The 15,514-nt window shown below is 66.1% G+C and carries 17 protein-coding genes; 8 read left to right on the forward strand and 9 right to left on the reverse strand.

Features of this window, described 5'->3' with window-relative positions; all coding sequences use genetic code 11:
- Positions 1 to 61 precede the first annotated feature (61 nt).
- A complete protein-coding gene (locus tag AC07WJ_RS31425; RefSeq protein WP_494938658.1) occupies positions 62 to 676 on the forward strand; it encodes a TetR/AcrR family transcriptional regulator in 615 nt (204 codons plus the stop codon).
- 138 nt (positions 677 to 814) lie between these two features.
- Positions 815 to 1,153 (forward strand): hypothetical protein, encoded by a 339-nt coding sequence (locus tag AC07WJ_RS31430; RefSeq protein ID WP_494938659.1) that lies wholly within the window; start codon positions 815 to 817, stop codon positions 1,151 to 1,153.
- Between the two features lie 205 nt (positions 1,154 to 1,358).
- Here the strand turns inward: AC07WJ_RS31430 and AC07WJ_RS31435 are convergent, their stop codons facing one another.
- A complete protein-coding gene (locus AC07WJ_RS31435) occupies positions 1,359 to 2,840 on the reverse strand; it encodes an NAD(P)H-hydrate dehydratase (RefSeq protein WP_494938660.1) in 1,482 nt (493 codons plus the stop codon).
- Between the two features lie 337 nt (positions 2,841 to 3,177).
- On the opposite strand from AC07WJ_RS31435, the gene AC07WJ_RS31440 reads away from it, so the two are divergent.
- Complete coding sequence (locus tag AC07WJ_RS31440) at positions 3,178 to 3,516, forward strand: P-II family nitrogen regulator (protein ID WP_136964319.1); 339 nt, start codon at positions 3,178 to 3,180, stop codon at positions 3,514 to 3,516.
- Between the two features lie 94 nt (positions 3,517 to 3,610).
- The gene (glnA, locus tag AC07WJ_RS31445; protein ID WP_494938661.1) at positions 3,611 to 5,020 is read left to right on the forward strand and encodes a type I glutamate--ammonia ligase; all 1,410 of its coding nucleotides are present in this window, start codon (positions 3,611 to 3,613) and stop codon (positions 5,018 to 5,020) included.
- A 180-nt stretch (positions 5,021 to 5,200) separates the two neighbouring features.
- Here the strand turns inward: glnA and AC07WJ_RS31450 are convergent, their stop codons facing one another.
- Both AC07WJ_RS31450 and AC07WJ_RS31455 read right to left on the reverse strand, forming a co-directional pair.
- Positions 5,201 to 6,217, reverse strand: a complete 1,017-nt coding sequence (locus AC07WJ_RS31450; RefSeq protein ID WP_494938662.1) for an endonuclease/exonuclease/phosphatase family protein — start codon at positions 6,215 to 6,217, stop codon at positions 5,201 to 5,203.
- A 90-nt stretch (positions 6,218 to 6,307) separates the two neighbouring features.
- Positions 6,308 to 6,520 carry a hypothetical protein gene (locus tag AC07WJ_RS31455; RefSeq protein WP_494938663.1) on the reverse strand — a complete coding sequence of 71 codons (213 nt, stop codon included), beginning with the start codon at positions 6,518 to 6,520 and terminating at the stop codon, positions 6,308 to 6,310.
- Between the two features lie 404 nt (positions 6,521 to 6,924).
- On the opposite strand from AC07WJ_RS31455, the gene AC07WJ_RS31460 reads away from it, so the two are divergent.
- Positions 6,925 to 8,955, forward strand: coding sequence for a PhoX family protein (locus tag AC07WJ_RS31460; protein WP_494938664.1), 2,031 nt, complete (start codon positions 6,925 to 6,927; stop codon positions 8,953 to 8,955).
- A 14-nt stretch (positions 8,956 to 8,969) separates the two neighbouring features.
- On the opposite strand, the gene AC07WJ_RS31465 is transcribed toward AC07WJ_RS31460, so the two are convergent.
- From AC07WJ_RS31465 to AC07WJ_RS31475, 3 genes are all read right to left on the reverse strand, one after another.
- Positions 8,970 to 9,788 (reverse strand): alpha/beta hydrolase, encoded by an 819-nt coding sequence (locus AC07WJ_RS31465; protein WP_494938665.1) that lies wholly within the window; start codon positions 9,786 to 9,788, stop codon positions 8,970 to 8,972.
- Positions 9,789 to 10,328: 540 nt separating this feature from the next.
- Entirely contained in the window at positions 10,329 to 11,018 is a 690-nt protein-coding gene (locus AC07WJ_RS31470) for a DUF1345 domain-containing protein (RefSeq protein WP_494938666.1), read from the reverse strand.
- A 146-nt stretch (positions 11,019 to 11,164) separates the two neighbouring features.
- On the reverse strand, positions 11,165 to 11,662 hold the full coding sequence (locus AC07WJ_RS31475) for a molybdopterin-binding protein (RefSeq protein WP_494938667.1): 498 nt from the start codon (positions 11,660 to 11,662) through the stop codon (positions 11,165 to 11,167).
- Between the two features lie 143 nt (positions 11,663 to 11,805).
- Here AC07WJ_RS31475 and AC07WJ_RS31480 point away from each other — a divergent pair, with 143 nt between their 5' ends.
- A complete protein-coding gene (locus AC07WJ_RS31480; protein WP_494938668.1) occupies positions 11,806 to 12,192 on the forward strand; it encodes a VOC family protein in 387 nt (128 codons plus the stop codon).
- 192 nt (positions 12,193 to 12,384) lie between these two features.
- Here the strand turns inward: AC07WJ_RS31480 and rpsI are convergent, their stop codons facing one another.
- The 3 genes from rpsI to AC07WJ_RS31495 form a co-directional block, all read right to left on the reverse strand.
- Entirely contained in the window at positions 12,385 to 12,861 is a 477-nt protein-coding gene (gene rpsI, locus AC07WJ_RS31485; RefSeq protein WP_494938669.1) for a 30S ribosomal protein S9, read from the reverse strand.
- Between the two features lie 2 nt (positions 12,862 to 12,863).
- Complete coding sequence (rplM, locus tag AC07WJ_RS31490; RefSeq protein ID WP_494938670.1) at positions 12,864 to 13,325, reverse strand: 50S ribosomal protein L13; 462 nt, start codon at positions 13,323 to 13,325, stop codon at positions 12,864 to 12,866.
- Between the two features lie 188 nt (positions 13,326 to 13,513).
- Positions 13,514 to 13,954, reverse strand: coding sequence for a PaaI family thioesterase (locus tag AC07WJ_RS31495; RefSeq protein ID WP_494938671.1), 441 nt, complete (start codon positions 13,952 to 13,954; stop codon positions 13,514 to 13,516).
- Between the two features lie 103 nt (positions 13,955 to 14,057).
- Between AC07WJ_RS31495 and AC07WJ_RS31500 the strand changes: the two genes are divergently transcribed.
- The gene (locus AC07WJ_RS31500) at positions 14,058 to 14,879 is read left to right on the forward strand and encodes an enoyl-CoA hydratase (RefSeq protein ID WP_494938672.1); all 822 of its coding nucleotides are present in this window, start codon (positions 14,058 to 14,060) and stop codon (positions 14,877 to 14,879) included.
- Positions 14,876 to 15,433 carry a CoA-binding protein gene (locus AC07WJ_RS31505; protein ID WP_494938673.1) on the forward strand — a complete coding sequence of 186 codons (558 nt, stop codon included), beginning with the start codon at positions 14,876 to 14,878 and terminating at the stop codon, positions 15,431 to 15,433. Before AC07WJ_RS31500 ends, AC07WJ_RS31505 begins: the two co-directional genes overlap by 4 nt.
- Positions 15,434 to 15,514 lie beyond the last annotated feature (81 nt).

A 15,514-nucleotide genomic window follows, 5' to 3' on the forward strand; every position in this document is an offset into this window, starting at 1 on the left:
CAAATACTTACCGGTCAGTAACAGTCTGTATTGTTACGGATCGGAAACTCGCGAGCGCGCCATGTCGGACACGATCTTGCAACATGACAGGATGGATGACGCCGCCACATTGCGCCCCCGCGATCGCATCGTCGCGACGGCGCGCGACCTGTTCTATCGTCATGGCATCCGGGCGGTGGGGGTCGACGCGATCGCCGAGGCCGCCCAATCCAACAAGATGACGCTGTATCGGCATTTTCGCTCGAAGGACGAGCTGATCGTCGAATGTATGCAGCGGGCGGTCGACGAGTCGATCCTGTGGTGGGACCATCTCGAGGCCGAGCATCCCGGCGATCCGCACGGCCAGATCAGCGCCTGGATCGCATGTGGCGCTGCCTGTATCGAAGCCGATGAACGTGGCTGCGAGATGGCGACCGCCGCCATCGACCTGGCCGAGGACGATCATCCGGCGCGGCGGGTGATCGAGGCGGGCAAGAAATCGCACCGCGACCGCTTCGTCGGCCTGTGCGTGCGCGCGCGGCTCGCCGAGCCCGAACTGGTCGCCGACACGCTGTGGCTGCTGCTGGAAGGCGCCAGGATCAGCCGCCAGAGCGCCGGCGCCGAGGGGCCGAGCGCCCATTTCAAGCGGATGGCGGAAGCGATGATCGCCGCGGCGAGCGAAAAGAATACCGGCTGAACGCCCCTCGCCCCGATCGCTGCCCCATCCCGATCAACGATCACCAAGCGCCGGCAATGGGCGTGACTGGGCATCCTTTCTAGACCTGATCCCGTTCGCGGGCCGGCAAGCGGTCCGCCCCTGCAAACGGAGATGGTCATGGCCCGCGCGCTGATGGTGTCGATCGCTGCCGCATTGACAATGGGCGCGCTCGCGCCGGCCGCCATGGCGCAGGATATCCAGTCCGAATATCGCCAGGTCCAGGCCCTGGCCTATCGCTGCATGCAGGAATCGGCCGCCTCCCAGCAGCAGCGGGCGCTCTACGCCGCACAGGGCGTGGTGATGCCGCAGCCCCAGTGCTTCGCCTACATGCCCCAGTGGACGGCGCGGATGTGGCAGCTGGAAGCCGCGATGCAACGGGCCAACGGCTATGCGGGCGATTCCTGCCAGCTCAATCCGATCCGCGGCTGCGAAGCCTGGTTGAACGGCCGGCGCTGAAGCGCAGGCGACGTGTTGGTTTGCGGCCGGAACGGCTGCCGACGCGTACGCTACGTCATCCCAAGGCAAAGCAAATGCTTTGCCTGAGGCCGAGCGAAGCGAGGGGAAGGGGATGACGTGGAGTGCTTTCGGCCGCCATCTTGCGCGCCGAAACGGCTTCGAGCGTCGTCGCCGCCACGGAATCGGCCCTCTCTGTCGCCTGGCCTCACCCGGCCGCGAGCAACGCCTTCAAGACCGTGGGCAGCGCTTCCGGCAAATCTTCCGCGATCAGCCCGATGCCGGCGGCAAGGCCTGCCTCGCCATGCAGCCAGACACCGGCGCAGGCCGCCTCGAAGGCCGGCATGCGCGCCGCCAGGAGCCCGGTGATGATGCCGGCCAGCACGTCACCGGAGCCGGCGGTGGCCAGCCAGGGCGGCGCATTGGCGGCGATCGCCGCGCGCCCGTCGGGCGCCGCGACCACCGTATCGGGCCCCTTCGATACCACCACCGCGCCCGACAGCATGGCGGCGGCGCGCGCCGCCTCGAGCTTGGCGGCGGCCTCGGCCGGGCCGAACAGCCGCTTGAACTCGCCGGCATGCGGGGTCAGCACGACCGGCCGGCCGGGCCAGGCCTTGATGCCGGTGAACAGCCGGTCGGCTTCGCCGGCGAAACTCGTCAGCGCATCGGCGTCGAGCACGGCGGCGGCGCCGCTCGCCAGCGCTTCGGCGACGAGCGCGCGCGTGCCGTCGCCGACACCAAGCGCCGGGCCGAGGCAGACGGCGTTGCGGCGCGGGTCGGCCAGGATCTCGTTGAGACCGACCGGGCCGGCCATGCGCGCCAGCATGATGGCGGTCAGATGGGCCGCGTTGACGCTCAGCGCCTCCGGCGGCGAAGCCAGCGTCACGAGCCCCGCCCCTGCCCTGAGCGCCCCGCGCGCGGCAAGCCGCGCCGCGCCGGTCTCGGCGAGCCCGCCCGAGACCACCACCGCATGGCCACGATCATATTTATGCGCCGTCACCTTGGGGAACGGGAACAGGCCACGCCACAGGCCCGGCTCGTTGGCGAAGGTCTTCGGTGCGATCACCGTCAGCACTTCGTCGGTGATGCCGATATCGGCGGCCCGCAGCGTTCCGCAATGAAGCCGCCCGGGCATGAGAAGGTGGCCGGGCTTGCGCCGGTAGAAGGTGACGGTCTCATCGGCCTCGACGGCGATGCCGCGCGGCTGGCCGGTGGCGCCGTCGATGCCGGAGGGAATGTCGACGGCCACCACCCGGCAAGCCGACTGGTTCAGCCGGGCGATCAGCTCGGCCGCCACCCCGGTGATGTCACGCGACAGCCCGGCGCCGTAGAGCGCGTCGACGACCAGCCCGGCCGAGGCTTCCGACCATTCCGACAAGGGCTCGACCGGCCCATGCCACTCGCCGGCGGCTGCCACCGCATCGCTTGCCCGGTCGTCGGGCGGGCCTTCCGCGAACAGCGTCACGCGATAGCCGCGGTGCTTGAGAATGCGGGCCGCGACATAACCGTCGCCACCATTGTTGCCGGGGCCGCAGACCACCGCGACCCGGCCGCCCAGCGGGGCCGATCGCGACACCGCATCGGCAACCGCAAGACCGGCGCGCGCCATCAGCACCTCGCCTGACGGACCGGCGGCAATCGTCAGCCGGTCGGCCTCGGCCATTTCCGTGGGCGTTAGCAATGCAGGCATGGTCAAACACTGGCCGCAAGGCGGATCCAGCGTCAACCCTTACAGCTCAGGACAGGCTATTCGGGGAAATTTGCACAAGAATTGAGCAAACAAGAAAGCTCTCCTCTTGCGTCATCCGCCCTCGGAACAACTTGCCTGCCCGCAATTTAATCAATATGCCTATTTTCCGCTCACATCGAGGGCCACATGTGGGGTCGATCCACTCAGGATTGCGCGCAGCCCTTGAAATCACGTGCCTTTTCCATTCGGGCGGGTCTGGCACGGCTCCTGCAAGCCCGCGAAATGGTCTGAGCGTCGGCACCATCCGCCGGCCCGCGGACCATAGGAGCAGACCGGAATGAAGAAGATCGAGGCGATCATCAAGCCGTTCAAACTCGATGAGGTGAAGGAAGCCCTCCAGGAGGTCGGCCTCCAGGGTATCACCGTCACCGAGGCGAAGGGCTTCGGGCGCCAGAAGGGCCATACCGAGCTCTATCGCGGCGCCGAATATGTCGTTGACTTCCTCCCCAAGGTGAAGATCGAGATCGTCATGCCCGACGAGATGGTCGAAAAGGCCATCGAGGCGATCCGGCGCGCCGCCCAGACGGGCCGCATCGGCGACGGCAAGATCTTCGTCTCGACCATCGAGGAAGCGATCCGCATCCGCACCGGCGAATCCGGTCTCGACGCCATCTGATCCCGGCGGCCAATCCCACTTTCGGCGGCCAATTCCAACGACGGCGGCAAGCCCGCCGTTTTGAGTGAACGTGCAAACCACAAAGGAAGCACCCATGACGACTGCCAAGGACGTTCTGAAACTGATCAAGGAAAACGACGTGAAATACGTCGATCTCCGCTTCACCGACCCGCGGGGCAAGTGGCAGCACGTCACCTTCGACATCACCATGATCGACGAAGAGATCTTCGCCGAAGGCACGATGTTCGACGGTTCGTCGATCGCCGGCTGGAAGGCCATCAACGAGTCGGACATGCTGCTCATGCTCGATCCGTCGACCGCCGTCGTCGATCCGTTCTTCGCCGAGACCACGCTCTCGATCGTCTGCGACGTGCTCGAGCCGACCACCGGCGAGCCCTATGGCCGCGATCCGCGCGGCATGGCCAAGAAGGCCGAGGCCTATCTGAAGTCGACCAAGATCGGCGACACCATCTTCGTCGGCCCGGAAGCCGAGTTCTTCGTGTTCGACGACGTGAAGTTCTCGTCCGAGCCCTATCACATGGGCTTCAAGGTCGATTCCAGCGAGCTGCCGACCAATTCCTACACCGATTACGAAGGCGGCAACCTTGGCCACCGCGTCCGCACCAAGGGCGGCTACTTCCCGGTTCCGCCGATCGACAGCCTGCAGGACATGCGCGGCGAGATGCTCGCCTCCATGGCCAAGATGGGCGTGAAGGTCGAGAAGCATCACCACGAGGTGGCTTCCGCCCAGCACGAACTGGGCATGAAGTTCGACACCATGACCCACATGGCCGACCAGATGCAGGTCTACAAGTACTGCATCCATCAGGTCGCCAACATCTACGGCAAGACCGCCACCTTCATGCCGAAGCCGGTCTTCGGCGACAACGGCTCGGGCATGCACGTGCACCAGTCGATCTGGAAGGGCGGCAAGCCGCTGTTCGCCGGCAACAAATATGCCGACCTCAGCCAGGAATGCCTGTGGTACATCGGCGGCATCATCAAGCACGCCAAGTCGCTGAACGCCTTCACCAACCCGTCGACCAACTCCTACAAGCGCCTGGTCCCGGGTTATGAAGCCCCGGTTCTGCTCGCCTATTCGGCGCGCAACCGTTCGGCCTCCTGCCGTATTCCGTGGACGTCCAACCCGAAGGCCAAGCGCGTCGAGGTTCGCTTCCCCGATCCGACCGCCAACCCCTATCTGGCGTTTGCGGCCATGCTGATGGCCGGCCTCGACGGCATCACCAACAAGATCGATCCGGGCGCCGCCATGGACAAGGATCTCTACGATCTGCCGCCGAAGGAACTGAAGAAGATCCCGACCGTCTGCGGCTCTCTGCGCGAAGCGCTCGCCAGCCTCGACAAGGATCGCAACTACCTGAAGGCCGGCGGCGTGTTCAACGACGACTTCATCGACAGCTATATCGAGCTGAAGATGGCCGAGGTGATGCGTTTCGAAATGGCGCCGCACCCGGTGGAATACGACATGTACTACTCGGCCTGAGCCGGTTCAGGGGCGGACGATCGCTCGTCCGCCCCGCCAGCTCGGACATGGCAGGGCATTCCGGGGCGAGAGTTCCGGCTGAAGCTTCCTCCCAGCCGCCGCTTTGTGGCGGTCACCTCCCAACGGGCGCGCGAGCGCCCGTTTTTCTTTTCGGAACGACGGGAGGCTCGGCCGGCCGGCTCAGCGCAGGCTGAGACGCGCGACGACCGGAAAATGATCCGATCCGAGATCGGGACCGCGCGCCACCTGCAGCGGCGCGAGATCGGCGCCGGCAAAGATATGGTCGATCGGCAGGACCGGCCGCCCGGTCTTGAACCCGAAGACGCCGCGCCCCGTCGGAAAGCTCATCAGGCCTCGGGTCGCGCGCGTCAGCGGCAGCTGGGCCTCGAACCGGCGGAAAGCGAATGAGCCCGGCGCCGAGTTGAAGTCGCCGGCCAGCAGGACCCGCGCGGTCGGCGCAGACGCCAGGTATTCCCGTGCCAGCCAGTCGAATTGGATCGGCTGGCCCGACCGGGCCGGCTCGGGCCAGCCGAAATGGACGCCGATCACACGAAACGGCGCCTTGCCCGGCGGATGCACGGTCGCGGCGACGAGGTCGGGGCGGGTCCTGACGCCCTCGTCGTAGAGCCGGCCCACGAGATCCTGCCCCGACAGAGGAAAACGCGACAGGAGAGCCACGTCGCCGCCGGGCGCGTGGACATGCGGCAGGATGCGCGCGAGCTCCGCCACGGCTTTGCGACCACCGCCGCCGACCTCCTGCAGAACGATGACGTCGATGCCCTCATCCTTCACCCAGGCGGCCAACCGCTCGGGCGACGTGTATTGGCTCAGCATGTTGTAAGAGGCAAAGGTGATGGTGTTTGCCTCCGGCCCCGGCGTCGCGGCCAGTGCCACCGGCGGCCGGATATGTTCGGGCAGCACGATGCGCCCCTGCGCGATCAGCACGAGACCGGCGAGCACCACGGCGACCCCGCCGGCCCGCCGCCGGATCAGCATGGCCGCCGGCACCAGCACGGCGATGGCCGCGAGCAGGATCAGCGGCCGGAAATGGTTGATGATGTCGAGCGGGGCGCGGACCGCGCCGAGCTCCCCCGCCAGCGTCAGGGCGGCGAGTGCAGCCGCGCCAAGCGCAAGGAACAAGGCCAGGAAGCCAGCGAAAAACGAGAGATCGGCAAGGACCGCGAACCGTGCTTTCATCGCTCCGTTGAAGCGGGCCGTCGCGGCTCATTCATGGCTGGATCGCGTCGAGACCGGGCCGGCTCTTCGACAATGTCCTGACGGATCGGTTCACAGCACCAGGAAGGCGACGGCCAGCGCGCCGGTAATGGTCCAGGCGCCGATGCGCCCGAGCGACCAGCTGGAAGCGACCGGATCGCCCGGCAGCACCAGTTGCGTCTCTTCCGGATCGATGCAGCCGAGTGCCAGGCCCGCGCGCTCGGCGGCGCGCATCAGCTTGGCGAGATCGGCCTCGATCGTCTGGAACCCGAGAACCCGCTCCATGACCCACTCCCAACGCAACACATACCCACCGTCGATGAGCATAAGGCCAAGGCCGTAAAGAAGGCCTTTCGCTTCCGTTGCCCGACATCGAATATCCAGCCGGCATGTCCGCGCGATGACGCCAGGACGGCCTGAATCGGGCCAAATGTTTCAACGGCGCCGGTGCCCGTGCGTCAGTCACCGGCTTGTCGCGCTTGCCATGCAAGATCCCGCCCGAATCTCTCGCACGGGCCACGGTCTGCGCCGTTGCTGCGATGCGACAAGTGCCATGAAGGCGGCCAACAGCGCGTTTCCTATGGGTCGAGCCGGTCGACACCGCGCATGTCCGCTGCAGCGCAACCCTTCGGGCCGACCGTAGCCGGTGTGAGAGATCCGGACTAAGGTGACCCATTCTGGAGCAGGTTATGACTGACGACATCCATCCCGCCGCCCCCCTTGCGCACGAAACCGCCCTCAATCGCTCGCAGCAGGCCGAGGAAGCGGAAAACGCCGGCACCAACCTCTCCGACAATCCGACCATCGGCGACATCATCGCGGTGCGCTTCAACAGGCGCGACCTGATGAAGGGCATTCTCGGCGTCGGCGCGATCACCGCGACGGTCTCGCCGCTGGCGCTGGCAACGGCCGAGGCCGCCGGCGCCAACACCACGCCGTCCTTCGCCTTCAACGAGCTGTCCTCGGCCCCGACCGACAAGGCCGAGGTCGCCGAGGGCTATGACGCCAATGTACTGATCCGCTGGGGCGATCCGGTGCTGCCGGGCGCGCCCGCCTTCGATCCGAAGAGCCAATCGGGCGCCGCCCAGGCGCAGCAGTTCGGCTACAACAACGACTATCTCGGCTATATTCCCATGCCGGGGGCCGCCAACCCGTCGCGCCACGGCCTGCTCTGCGTCAATCACGAATATACCAACGAGGAACTGATGTTCCCCGGCATCGGCGTGCAGGACAGCCGGGTCACCGCGCGCGGCGGCACGCCCTTCGCCAAGATGACGCCGGAACTGGCGAGCGTCGAGATGATGGCCCATGGCGGCTCGGTGATCGAGATCCGCAAGGACGGCGCGCATTGGTCCGTGGTCGCCGACAGCCGCTACGCCAGGCGCATCACCGCCGAGACCGAGATGGAGATTACCGGCCCGGCCGCCGGCCATCCGCGCATGCGCACCGCCTATGATCCGGAGGGCCGCAAGGTGCGCGGCATGCTCAACAATTGCGCCGGCGGCCGCACGCCCTGGGGCACCTGGGTGACCTGCGAGGAAAACGTCAACGGCTATTTCTCCGGCACGCTCGCCGAGGATCACCCGGAATATCGCAACTACCGGCGCATGGGTATTCCCGGCCGCTGGATGAACTGGGCCGACTATCACGAGCGTTTCGACGTCAACAAGGAGCCGCGCGAGGCCAACCGCTTCGGCTGGGTGATCGAGATCGATCCCTTCGATCCGAACTCGGTGCCGAAGAAACGCACCGCGCTCGGCCGCTTCAAGCACGAGGGCGCCGCCGGCATCACCGCGCGCGACGGTCAATATGTCATCTATGCCGGCGACGACGAGCGTTTCGACTACGTCTATAAATTCGTCACCGCCGGCAAGGTCTCGGGCAATCGGGCCGAGGACATGAACCTCCTGGAGACCGGCACGCTCCATGTGGCGCGCTACAATGTCGACGGCACCGGCGACTGGCTGCCGCTGATCCACGGCCAGGGGCCGCTGACGCAGGAGAACGGCTTCGCCTCTCAGGCCGACGTGGTGATCGAGGCGCGCCGCGCCTCCGACCTGCTCGGCGCCACCCGCATGGACCGCCCGGAGGATGTCGAGGCCAATCCGAAGACCGACAAGGTCTATGTCATGCTGACCAATAACAGCAGGCGCACCGGCGCCCAGGTCGACGCCGCCAATCCGCGTTCCGACAACCGTTTCGGCCATATCATCGAGATGCTGCCCGACGGCCGCGATCACGCCGCGCTGAAATTCACCTGGGACATCCTGGTGCGCTGCGGCGATCCCTCGGTGGCCGCCGTCGGCGCCACTTTCAACGCCAACACCACCAAGGACGGCTGGTTCGGCATGCCCGACAATTGCGCCATCGATTCCGAGGGCCGGCTGTGGGTCGCCACCGACGGCAACATGCCGTCCAAGACCGGCCGCAATGACGGCATCTGGGCGGTGGAGACCGAGGGTGCGGCGCGCGGCACCTCGAAGCTGTTCTTCAAGGTGCCGATGGGCGCCGAGATGTGCGGGCCGGAATTCACCCCCGACGGCGAGACCTTTTTCGTCGCCGTCCAGCATCCGGGCGAGGCCGACGACGAGAACCCGCGGGCGGAACCGGCGACCTTCGAGAACCCCTCGACCCGCTGGCCCGACTTCAAGCCGGACATGCCGCCGCGTCCGTCCATCGTGGCGATCACCAAGAAGGGCGGCGGCAAGATCGCGGTCTGACCGTCGCGGTCTGATCAGACGAGCGACAGCGCGGCGCGGGTGAGAAGACCATCCGCTCCGCGCAATTCGTCGAGCACAGAAAAATGGTCGGCGCCGGCGACCGGGATCAGCTCGCCCCGCGCGCCGACGCGTTGGCGCGCGGCATGGAAGCCGACCGAATTCGCCACCAGCTGCGGCAGCTCGTCGGCGCCGTAGGCGACGGCGAACGGTTTCATTACCGCCGGCCGGCGCATCGGCGAGAGGTCGGCGATCTCGATCATGGTCAGCTTGAGCTTCTCGTCGAGATAGGTGTCGCGCAGCGGCGCCAGTTCGAACACCCCCGATATGCCAAGGCCCGCCCGCACCGCGGAATGGGCGAGCGCCAGCGCCGCGAGATGCCCGCCGGCCGACCAGCCGGACACGATGAGCGGGCCGGCAACCCCACGTCCCCGCCCCTCGCCGGCCAGCCAGTCGAGCGCCATGCCGCATTCGGTCACGATGTCGCTGAGCGAGGCCTCCGGCGCCAGCGTGTAGCCGGGGATCGCCACCGACCAGCCATGGGCCGCGACGCCCTCGCCCAGCACCGCGAACATCTCGCGAGAATTGCGCTGCCAATAACCGCCGTGGAAATAGACCAAGCAAGGCGCTTGCGGGTCACGACCGGGAAAGAGGTCGATCTTCTGGCGCTCGCCGGGGCCGAAAGGCAGGTCCATGGTGGCCTGGTGGCGCGTGCGGATCGCGGCCGATTCCAGCGTCCAGGCCGCGAATTTATCGGTCCAGCCCGGCACCGCCGCGCCATTGTTATAGGCCGCGTCGCGTTGGGCCTGGGGCACGGGGGAAATGTCGAGCGGCATGAAAATTCCTCGAGCCGGCTGAAACCGGCGATGATGGTTTTGATCTGCGACACTGCGCGGCAAGACCTGTGCCGTCCAGACGATGCAGGCAAAAAGCTTGAGGAGATCGGGCCAGCACCTTGTTCGGACTCGGAGAAAGGCGATCGTCGCGCACGCCCAACGGGAGGCAACGACTGACGGGCGATCACCGGCCCATCGCTTTTCGCTTCTTTTTGGCCGGCCTTGCCGAAGCAAGTCGTGGATGGCCGGGACAAGCCCGGCCAAGACGATGTGTTCGCTTCAAATCCCCCGGCAGCGGCACGGGGCTTGCGCCCGGTCGATTCAGGCCGCATGCCCCAAGGATAATTCTCGTCCTGGCCGGGCTTGTCCCGGCCATCCATGAATTCAGACCGTTTGTCCGCGGCAACAATCGCTCCGCAGAAGCCCCGGAACAAAGAAACATAGGTCGTGGATATCAGAGACGAGCCCGGCCAAGACGAGGCGCCTTAATCACTCTCGAAGACGAGCCTGATGCGAAGCATTGAAATCATAGCCCCCGCCTCACAACAAACTCGCCCCGACATTGATCGCCAGCGCCAGGATCGTCGTGTTGAACAGGAAAGACAGCACGGTATGCGCCAGCGCGACGCGACGGATGCGGGGTGAGGCGATCTCCACGTCGGAGGTCTGCGACGCCGCGCCGATGGTGAAGGACACATACATGAAGTCCCAGTAGCTCGGCTCCTTGATGTGGTCGGGGAATTCGAGCCCGCGCCCGGCGCTTTCGCGGGCGTAATAGTCATGGGCATAGTGCAGCGCCAGCACCGTGTGCAGGAAGAACCACGACACCAGGATGGTCGAGGCGGCGAGCGTGATGCGCCAGGGCTGCGATTCCGGACTGGCGGTCTTCACCCCATGCAGCTCGGCGCCGATCGCGGCGAGGCTGACCACCGCCGCCAGGACCGTCAGCACCAGGATGACCCATTCCGCCTCGTCCTGGGCGGCGGCGCGTAGCCTCAACTGGTGAACGTCGGACTGCAGCATCATCCGCCATGTCAGGACGAGATAGAGGCAGACACCGCCATCCCAGCCCAGCAGAAGACGGGTGTGCAAGGCAAACCCGCCGGGCATGGCGATCGCCACGACGGTGATCACGCCGGCACAGATCAACAGCCTGGGCCGCGCCCCCAGCGCCCTGCCGAGCCGGTGCAACCGGTTCGGCTTCGTTTCGGAATGCGCCTGGTCGGACATCGGACACTCATCGGTGGCGAGTTCGCATTACTTCTGCAATTTCCAGGATTCCCGCACCAGGGTTCCCGTACTTTGTGTCGAAGCCGAGCGCTTCGTCCGGCTGCGCCAAGGCAAGGCTGGAGACGGGATATCGCCCCCCGATCCGTTCAGCGCGGCAATTCGATCACGAGCTCGGCGATGTCGCGCACATGGCGCGGGCCGGGCCGGAGGTCTGCGAACGCGCGCAGGCTGAAGGCGCCCTCGCGCGCGCTGTTCGGCCGGCCGTTCTCGCCGGTGATGACGAAGACCCGCCGCCCGCCTGCCGTGTTGAACAATTCGCCCCAACTGAAACTTGCCCGGTAGCCGTCGCGCGCGATCACGATGACGGTGGCGGCGCGCACGCCATGCCGGTCGAGCCGCTCGATGCCATGGGCCTCCAGCACTTTGGCCAGCTCGACGCCCCGATAGACGATGTCGATGCGCTCCCGGCCGGAAGGCGCGGTCACCTCGCGGCTGTCGGTCACCTCCGATGGCCCGAGCTTTTCGAGCGCCGCCACATCGAGCGTCACGGGCGCGTCGCCGAGGCCGCGGATGGTCAGGGTCTGCGGGGCTTGGGCCTGGGCCAGCCCCGGCAGAGCCAGCGCCAGAAGGATAAGAACGATCAATCGCCGCATTGCGACCGGGCTCCGAACCGTGAGAACAATGCGCCGCTTGCCGCGCTTGTGAGGACGATGCGACCGGAGGGGCGCCCCGCTGCGCGGGATCATGCCGGACCACCGGTCACCCGACAAGGAAACAGGACGAGGTCATGCCAGCCCAACCGTTTCAGCCTGCCGACCACTCCACCGTCTCGGCCTATGTGATGGCCAGGGATGCGCCGAAGCTGATCGATTTCGCGACCGAGATCTTCGGCGCCACCACCGTGATGCGCCTTGCCCGCGAGGACGGCAGCATCATGCATGCCTCGATCCGGATCGGCGACTCGGTCGTCATGATCGCCGATGCCACCGAGGGTTTTCCCGCCTTCCCGGTCTGGCTGCACGTCTATGTGCCCGATGTCGACGCGACCTATCGCAAGGCACTGGCGACGGGCGCGACCCCGGTCCAGGCCCCCACGGAAAAAGGCGACGGCGACCGGCGCGGCGGTGTCATGGATCCTGTCGGCAACACCTGGTGGATCGCGACGGCGGTGTGAGGGATGGGGCCGAAGCCGGCTTGCACGGAACCCCCTCCGTCACCCTCGGCCGAGGCTTCGCGAACCACCGACGTCACCCCCGGGCGAGCCCATTTCGGCCGATGGTGGACGCTCCCGTCCGCATCTTCCCCAAAAAGAAAAAGCCGGGCGCGAGGCCCGGCTTTTCCAAAGTCGTGAGGTCGGAAGACCCAATCAGCGCTTCGAGAACTGGAAGCTGCGGCGGGCCTTGGCCTTGCCGTACTTCTTGCGCTCGACCACGCGGCTGTCGCGGGTCAGGAAGCCTTCCTTCTTGAGCGGGCCGCGCAGGTCCGGCTCATAATAGGTCAGCGCCTTGGAAATGCCGTGGCGCACCGCGCCGGCCTGGCCGGACAGGCCGCCGCCGGCCACCGTGACGACGATGTCGTACTGGGTGTCGCGATTGGCCAGGACCAGCGGCTGCTTGAGGATCATGCGCAGCACGGGGCGTGCGAAATAGACCTCGAGCGAACGCTCGTTGACGGTGATCGTGCCATTGCCCGGCTTGACCCAGACGCGGGCAACCGCGTTCTTGCGCTTGCCGGTGGCATAGGCGCGGCCCTGCTTGTCGAGCTTCTGGACATGCTTCGGTGCATCGGGCGCTGCCGACTTGAGGGACGCGAGGCCCTCGAGAGACGTAACGGTCTCGGCCATCGTCAGATCCTCACATTCTTCGAGTTCATGACGCCGACGTCGAGCGTGACCGGCGACTGCGCCTCATGCGGGTGCTTGTCGCCGCCGTAGACGCGCAGGTTCGACATCTGCTGGCGGCCGAGCGGGCCGCGCGGAATCATGCGCTCGACGGCCTTCTCGATGATCCGCTCCGGGAAACGGCCGTCGCGGATGGTCTTGGCGATCCGCTCCTTGATGCCGCCGGCGTAACCGGTGTGGTGGTAGTAGGCCTTCTGGTCCCACTTGCGGCCGGTGAGCACCACCTTCTCCGCATTGATGATGATGATATTGTCACCGCAATCGACATGGGGGGTGTAGCTGGCCTTGTGCTTGCCGCGCAGGCGCATGGCCACGATCGTCGCGAGGCGGCCCACAACCAGGCCTTTCGCGTCGATCAGAACCCACTTCTTGTCGACCTCGGCCGGCTTGGCCACGAAGGTCTTCATGATGGTCTCATCCGAACAAGAGGAAATTCGAACGCCGGAGAACAGGATCCTCCGGCGCGATGGCGCAAGGCTATAAGCGAGGCACCGCATCGCGTCAATGCACGAGTGCGTACGTTTTTTCAGTCATTTCAAAGGCTTATAAAATAGGTATTTCAATACCATGGATTTTCGTACGAAATTGCAGGCGCTTAGGCGTCCGGGCGTTCCTGGGGGATCGCATAGGTGCCGGTGACGTGGGCGACCATCTCCTCATCGCCTTCCGAATAGATCGCCACTTCGCCGACCGCCAGCCTGCGGCCGAGCCGCATCAGCCTGGTCTCGGCGATCAGGTCGCGCGGCGCCGGCTTGCGCAGGAAGTTGATGTTGAGATTGGTGGTCACCGCCATGGCCACCGGACCGACGGAGGCCAGGATCGCCACATAGAGCCCGACATCGGCGAGCGTCATCATGGTCGGACCGGAGATCGTGCCACCCGGCCTCAGATGGCGCTCGTCGAACCGGCAGCGCATGACGCATTCGCGATAGCCGAGCGAAACGATGGTGTAGAGACTGTCGGCGGTGAACACCTGCGGAAAGTCGCGCGCCAGGAAGGCGTCCAGTTGCGGAATGGACATGACGGCATGAGACATCGGTGTTTCGGCTCCCGGCAGGGCTGCCTGCCGGCAGCTCTCTTGAAGCCGGAACGATAGCGGGCCAATTTGAGCCTGACACCCCAGCGAACGGCAGATAGTCATGAACGCCCCCTCGCCCGCGCCGCAACAGGCCACGACCATTCTCCTGCGCCACGACCAGGGCGGCGTCGCAACGCTGACGCTGAACGATCCGGCGAGCCGCAACAGCCTGTCGGAAGCCATGCTGGCGGCGCTCGCCGAAACGCTGAAGGCGATCGCCGCCGATCCGTCCGTGCGCGCCGTCGTGCTGGCTGCCAACGGGCCGGTCTTCTCCTCCGGCCATAACCTGAAGGAAATGACGGCCAGGCGCGCCGATGCCGATCGCGGTCGCGCCTATTTCACCGAAATCCTCGACCGTTGCTCGGCCGTCATGCAGCAGATCGTCACCTTGCCGCAGCCGGTCATCGCCGCGGTTCAGGCGACCGCCACCGCCGCCGGCTGCCAGCTGGTGGCGAGTTGCGATCTCGCGGTCGCCTCCAGCGACGCCCGCTTCTGTACGCCGGGCGTCAATCTCGGCCTGTTCTGTTCCACCCCCATGGTGGCGCTGTCGCGCAATGTCAGCCGCAAGCACGCCATGGAAATGCTGCTGCTCGGCGAACTCGTCAGCGCCGAGGAGGCCTTGCGCATGGGCCTGGTCAACCGGGTCGTGCCGCCGGGCGAGGAACATGGCGCCGCCCAGGCTTTCGCCCGCACCATCGCGTCGAAATCCACGCTCACCGTCAAGATCGGCAAGAAAGCCTTCTACCAGCAGCTGGAAATGGGCCTTGCCGACGCCTATCGACATGCCAGCGCCGTCATGGTCGACAACATGCTGGCCCGCGACGCGGAAGAAGGCATCGGTGCGCTGCTCGGCAAACGCGAGCCGCGCTGGGAGGACAAGTGAATCACGACGATTATTCCAATGGCTATATCCGCGGCATCCTGTCGTCGGTGAAGGTCATCGCCATGGTCGGCGCCTCGGCGAACGAGGTCCGCCCCAGCTATTTCGTGCTGAAATACCTGATCGACCGCGGCTACCGCGTCCATCCCGTCAATCCGGTCCTGGCCGGCCGGGAGATCCTCGACCGCACTGTCTATGGCTCGCTCGCCGAGGTTCCCGAACCGATCGACATGGTCGACATCTTCCGCAATTCGGAAGCCGCCGGCGCGGTCGTCGACGAGGCGCTGACGCTCGAACCGAAACCCCAGGTGATCTGGATGCAGCTCACCGTGCGCAACGACGCCGCCGCGGCCCGCGCCGAGGCCGCCGGGCTGAAGGTGGTGATGAATCGCTGCCCGAAGATCGAGCTCGGCCGGCTGTCGTCGGAAATCGCCTGGATGGGCGTCAATTCGCGGACCCTCTCGTCCAAGCGCGCGCCGCAGCTGAAACAGGGCAAGTTCCAGAAGCTCGGGCTCAGGCCGACATTCGGTGGTGGCAGCAGCGAAGGGCAGGATTGAGGGGCTGTCCGGATAGCACTATTGAATATCCCAGGCGGGACAACAGTCGGCATAGACTCGACGTCATCCCCGGCCGAGCGA

The organism is Phreatobacter sp. GW821-FHT04C01, from assembly GCF_059420385.1.

Bases quoted from the DNA above. Each gene is read 5' to 3' on its own strand.
- AC07WJ_RS31425 (WP_494938658.1), top strand. From the start codon at position 62: ATGTCGGACACGATCTTGCAACATGACAGGATGGATGACGCCGCCACA.
- AC07WJ_RS31430 (WP_494938659.1), top strand. From the start codon at position 815: ATGGCCCGCGCGCTGATGGTGTCGATCGCTGCCGCATTGACAATGGGC.
- AC07WJ_RS31435 (WP_494938660.1), bottom strand. From the start codon at position 2,840: ATGCCTGCATTGCTAACGCCCACGGAAATGGCCGAGGCCGACCGGCTG.
- AC07WJ_RS31440 (WP_136964319.1), top strand. From the start codon at position 3,178: ATGAAGAAGATCGAGGCGATCATCAAGCCGTTCAAACTCGATGAGGTG.
- glnA (WP_494938661.1), top strand. From the start codon at position 3,611: ATGACGACTGCCAAGGACGTTCTGAAACTGATCAAGGAAAACGACGTG.
- AC07WJ_RS31450 (WP_494938662.1), bottom strand. From the start codon at position 6,217: ATGAAAGCACGGTTCGCGGTCCTTGCCGATCTCTCGTTTTTCGCTGGC.
- AC07WJ_RS31455 (WP_494938663.1), bottom strand. From the start codon at position 6,520: ATGGAGCGGGTTCTCGGGTTCCAGACGATCGAGGCCGATCTCGCCAAG.
- AC07WJ_RS31460 (WP_494938664.1), top strand. From the start codon at position 6,925: ATGACTGACGACATCCATCCCGCCGCCCCCCTTGCGCACGAAACCGCC.
- AC07WJ_RS31465 (WP_494938665.1), bottom strand. From the start codon at position 9,788: ATGCCGCTCGACATTTCCCCCGTGCCCCAGGCCCAACGCGACGCGGCC.
- AC07WJ_RS31470 (WP_494938666.1), bottom strand. From the start codon at position 11,018: ATGTCCGACCAGGCGCATTCCGAAACGAAGCCGAACCGGTTGCACCGG.
- AC07WJ_RS31480 (WP_494938668.1), top strand. From the start codon at position 11,806: ATGCCAGCCCAACCGTTTCAGCCTGCCGACCACTCCACCGTCTCGGCC.
- rpsI (WP_494938669.1), bottom strand. From the start codon at position 12,861: ATGGCCGAGACCGTTACGTCTCTCGAGGGCCTCGCGTCCCTCAAGTCG.
- rplM (WP_494938670.1), bottom strand. From the start codon at position 13,325: ATGAAGACCTTCGTGGCCAAGCCGGCCGAGGTCGACAAGAAGTGGGTT.
- AC07WJ_RS31495 (WP_494938671.1), bottom strand. From the start codon at position 13,954: ATGTCTCATGCCGTCATGTCCATTCCGCAACTGGACGCCTTCCTGGCG.
- AC07WJ_RS31500 (WP_494938672.1), top strand. From the start codon at position 14,058: ATGAACGCCCCCTCGCCCGCGCCGCAACAGGCCACGACCATTCTCCTG.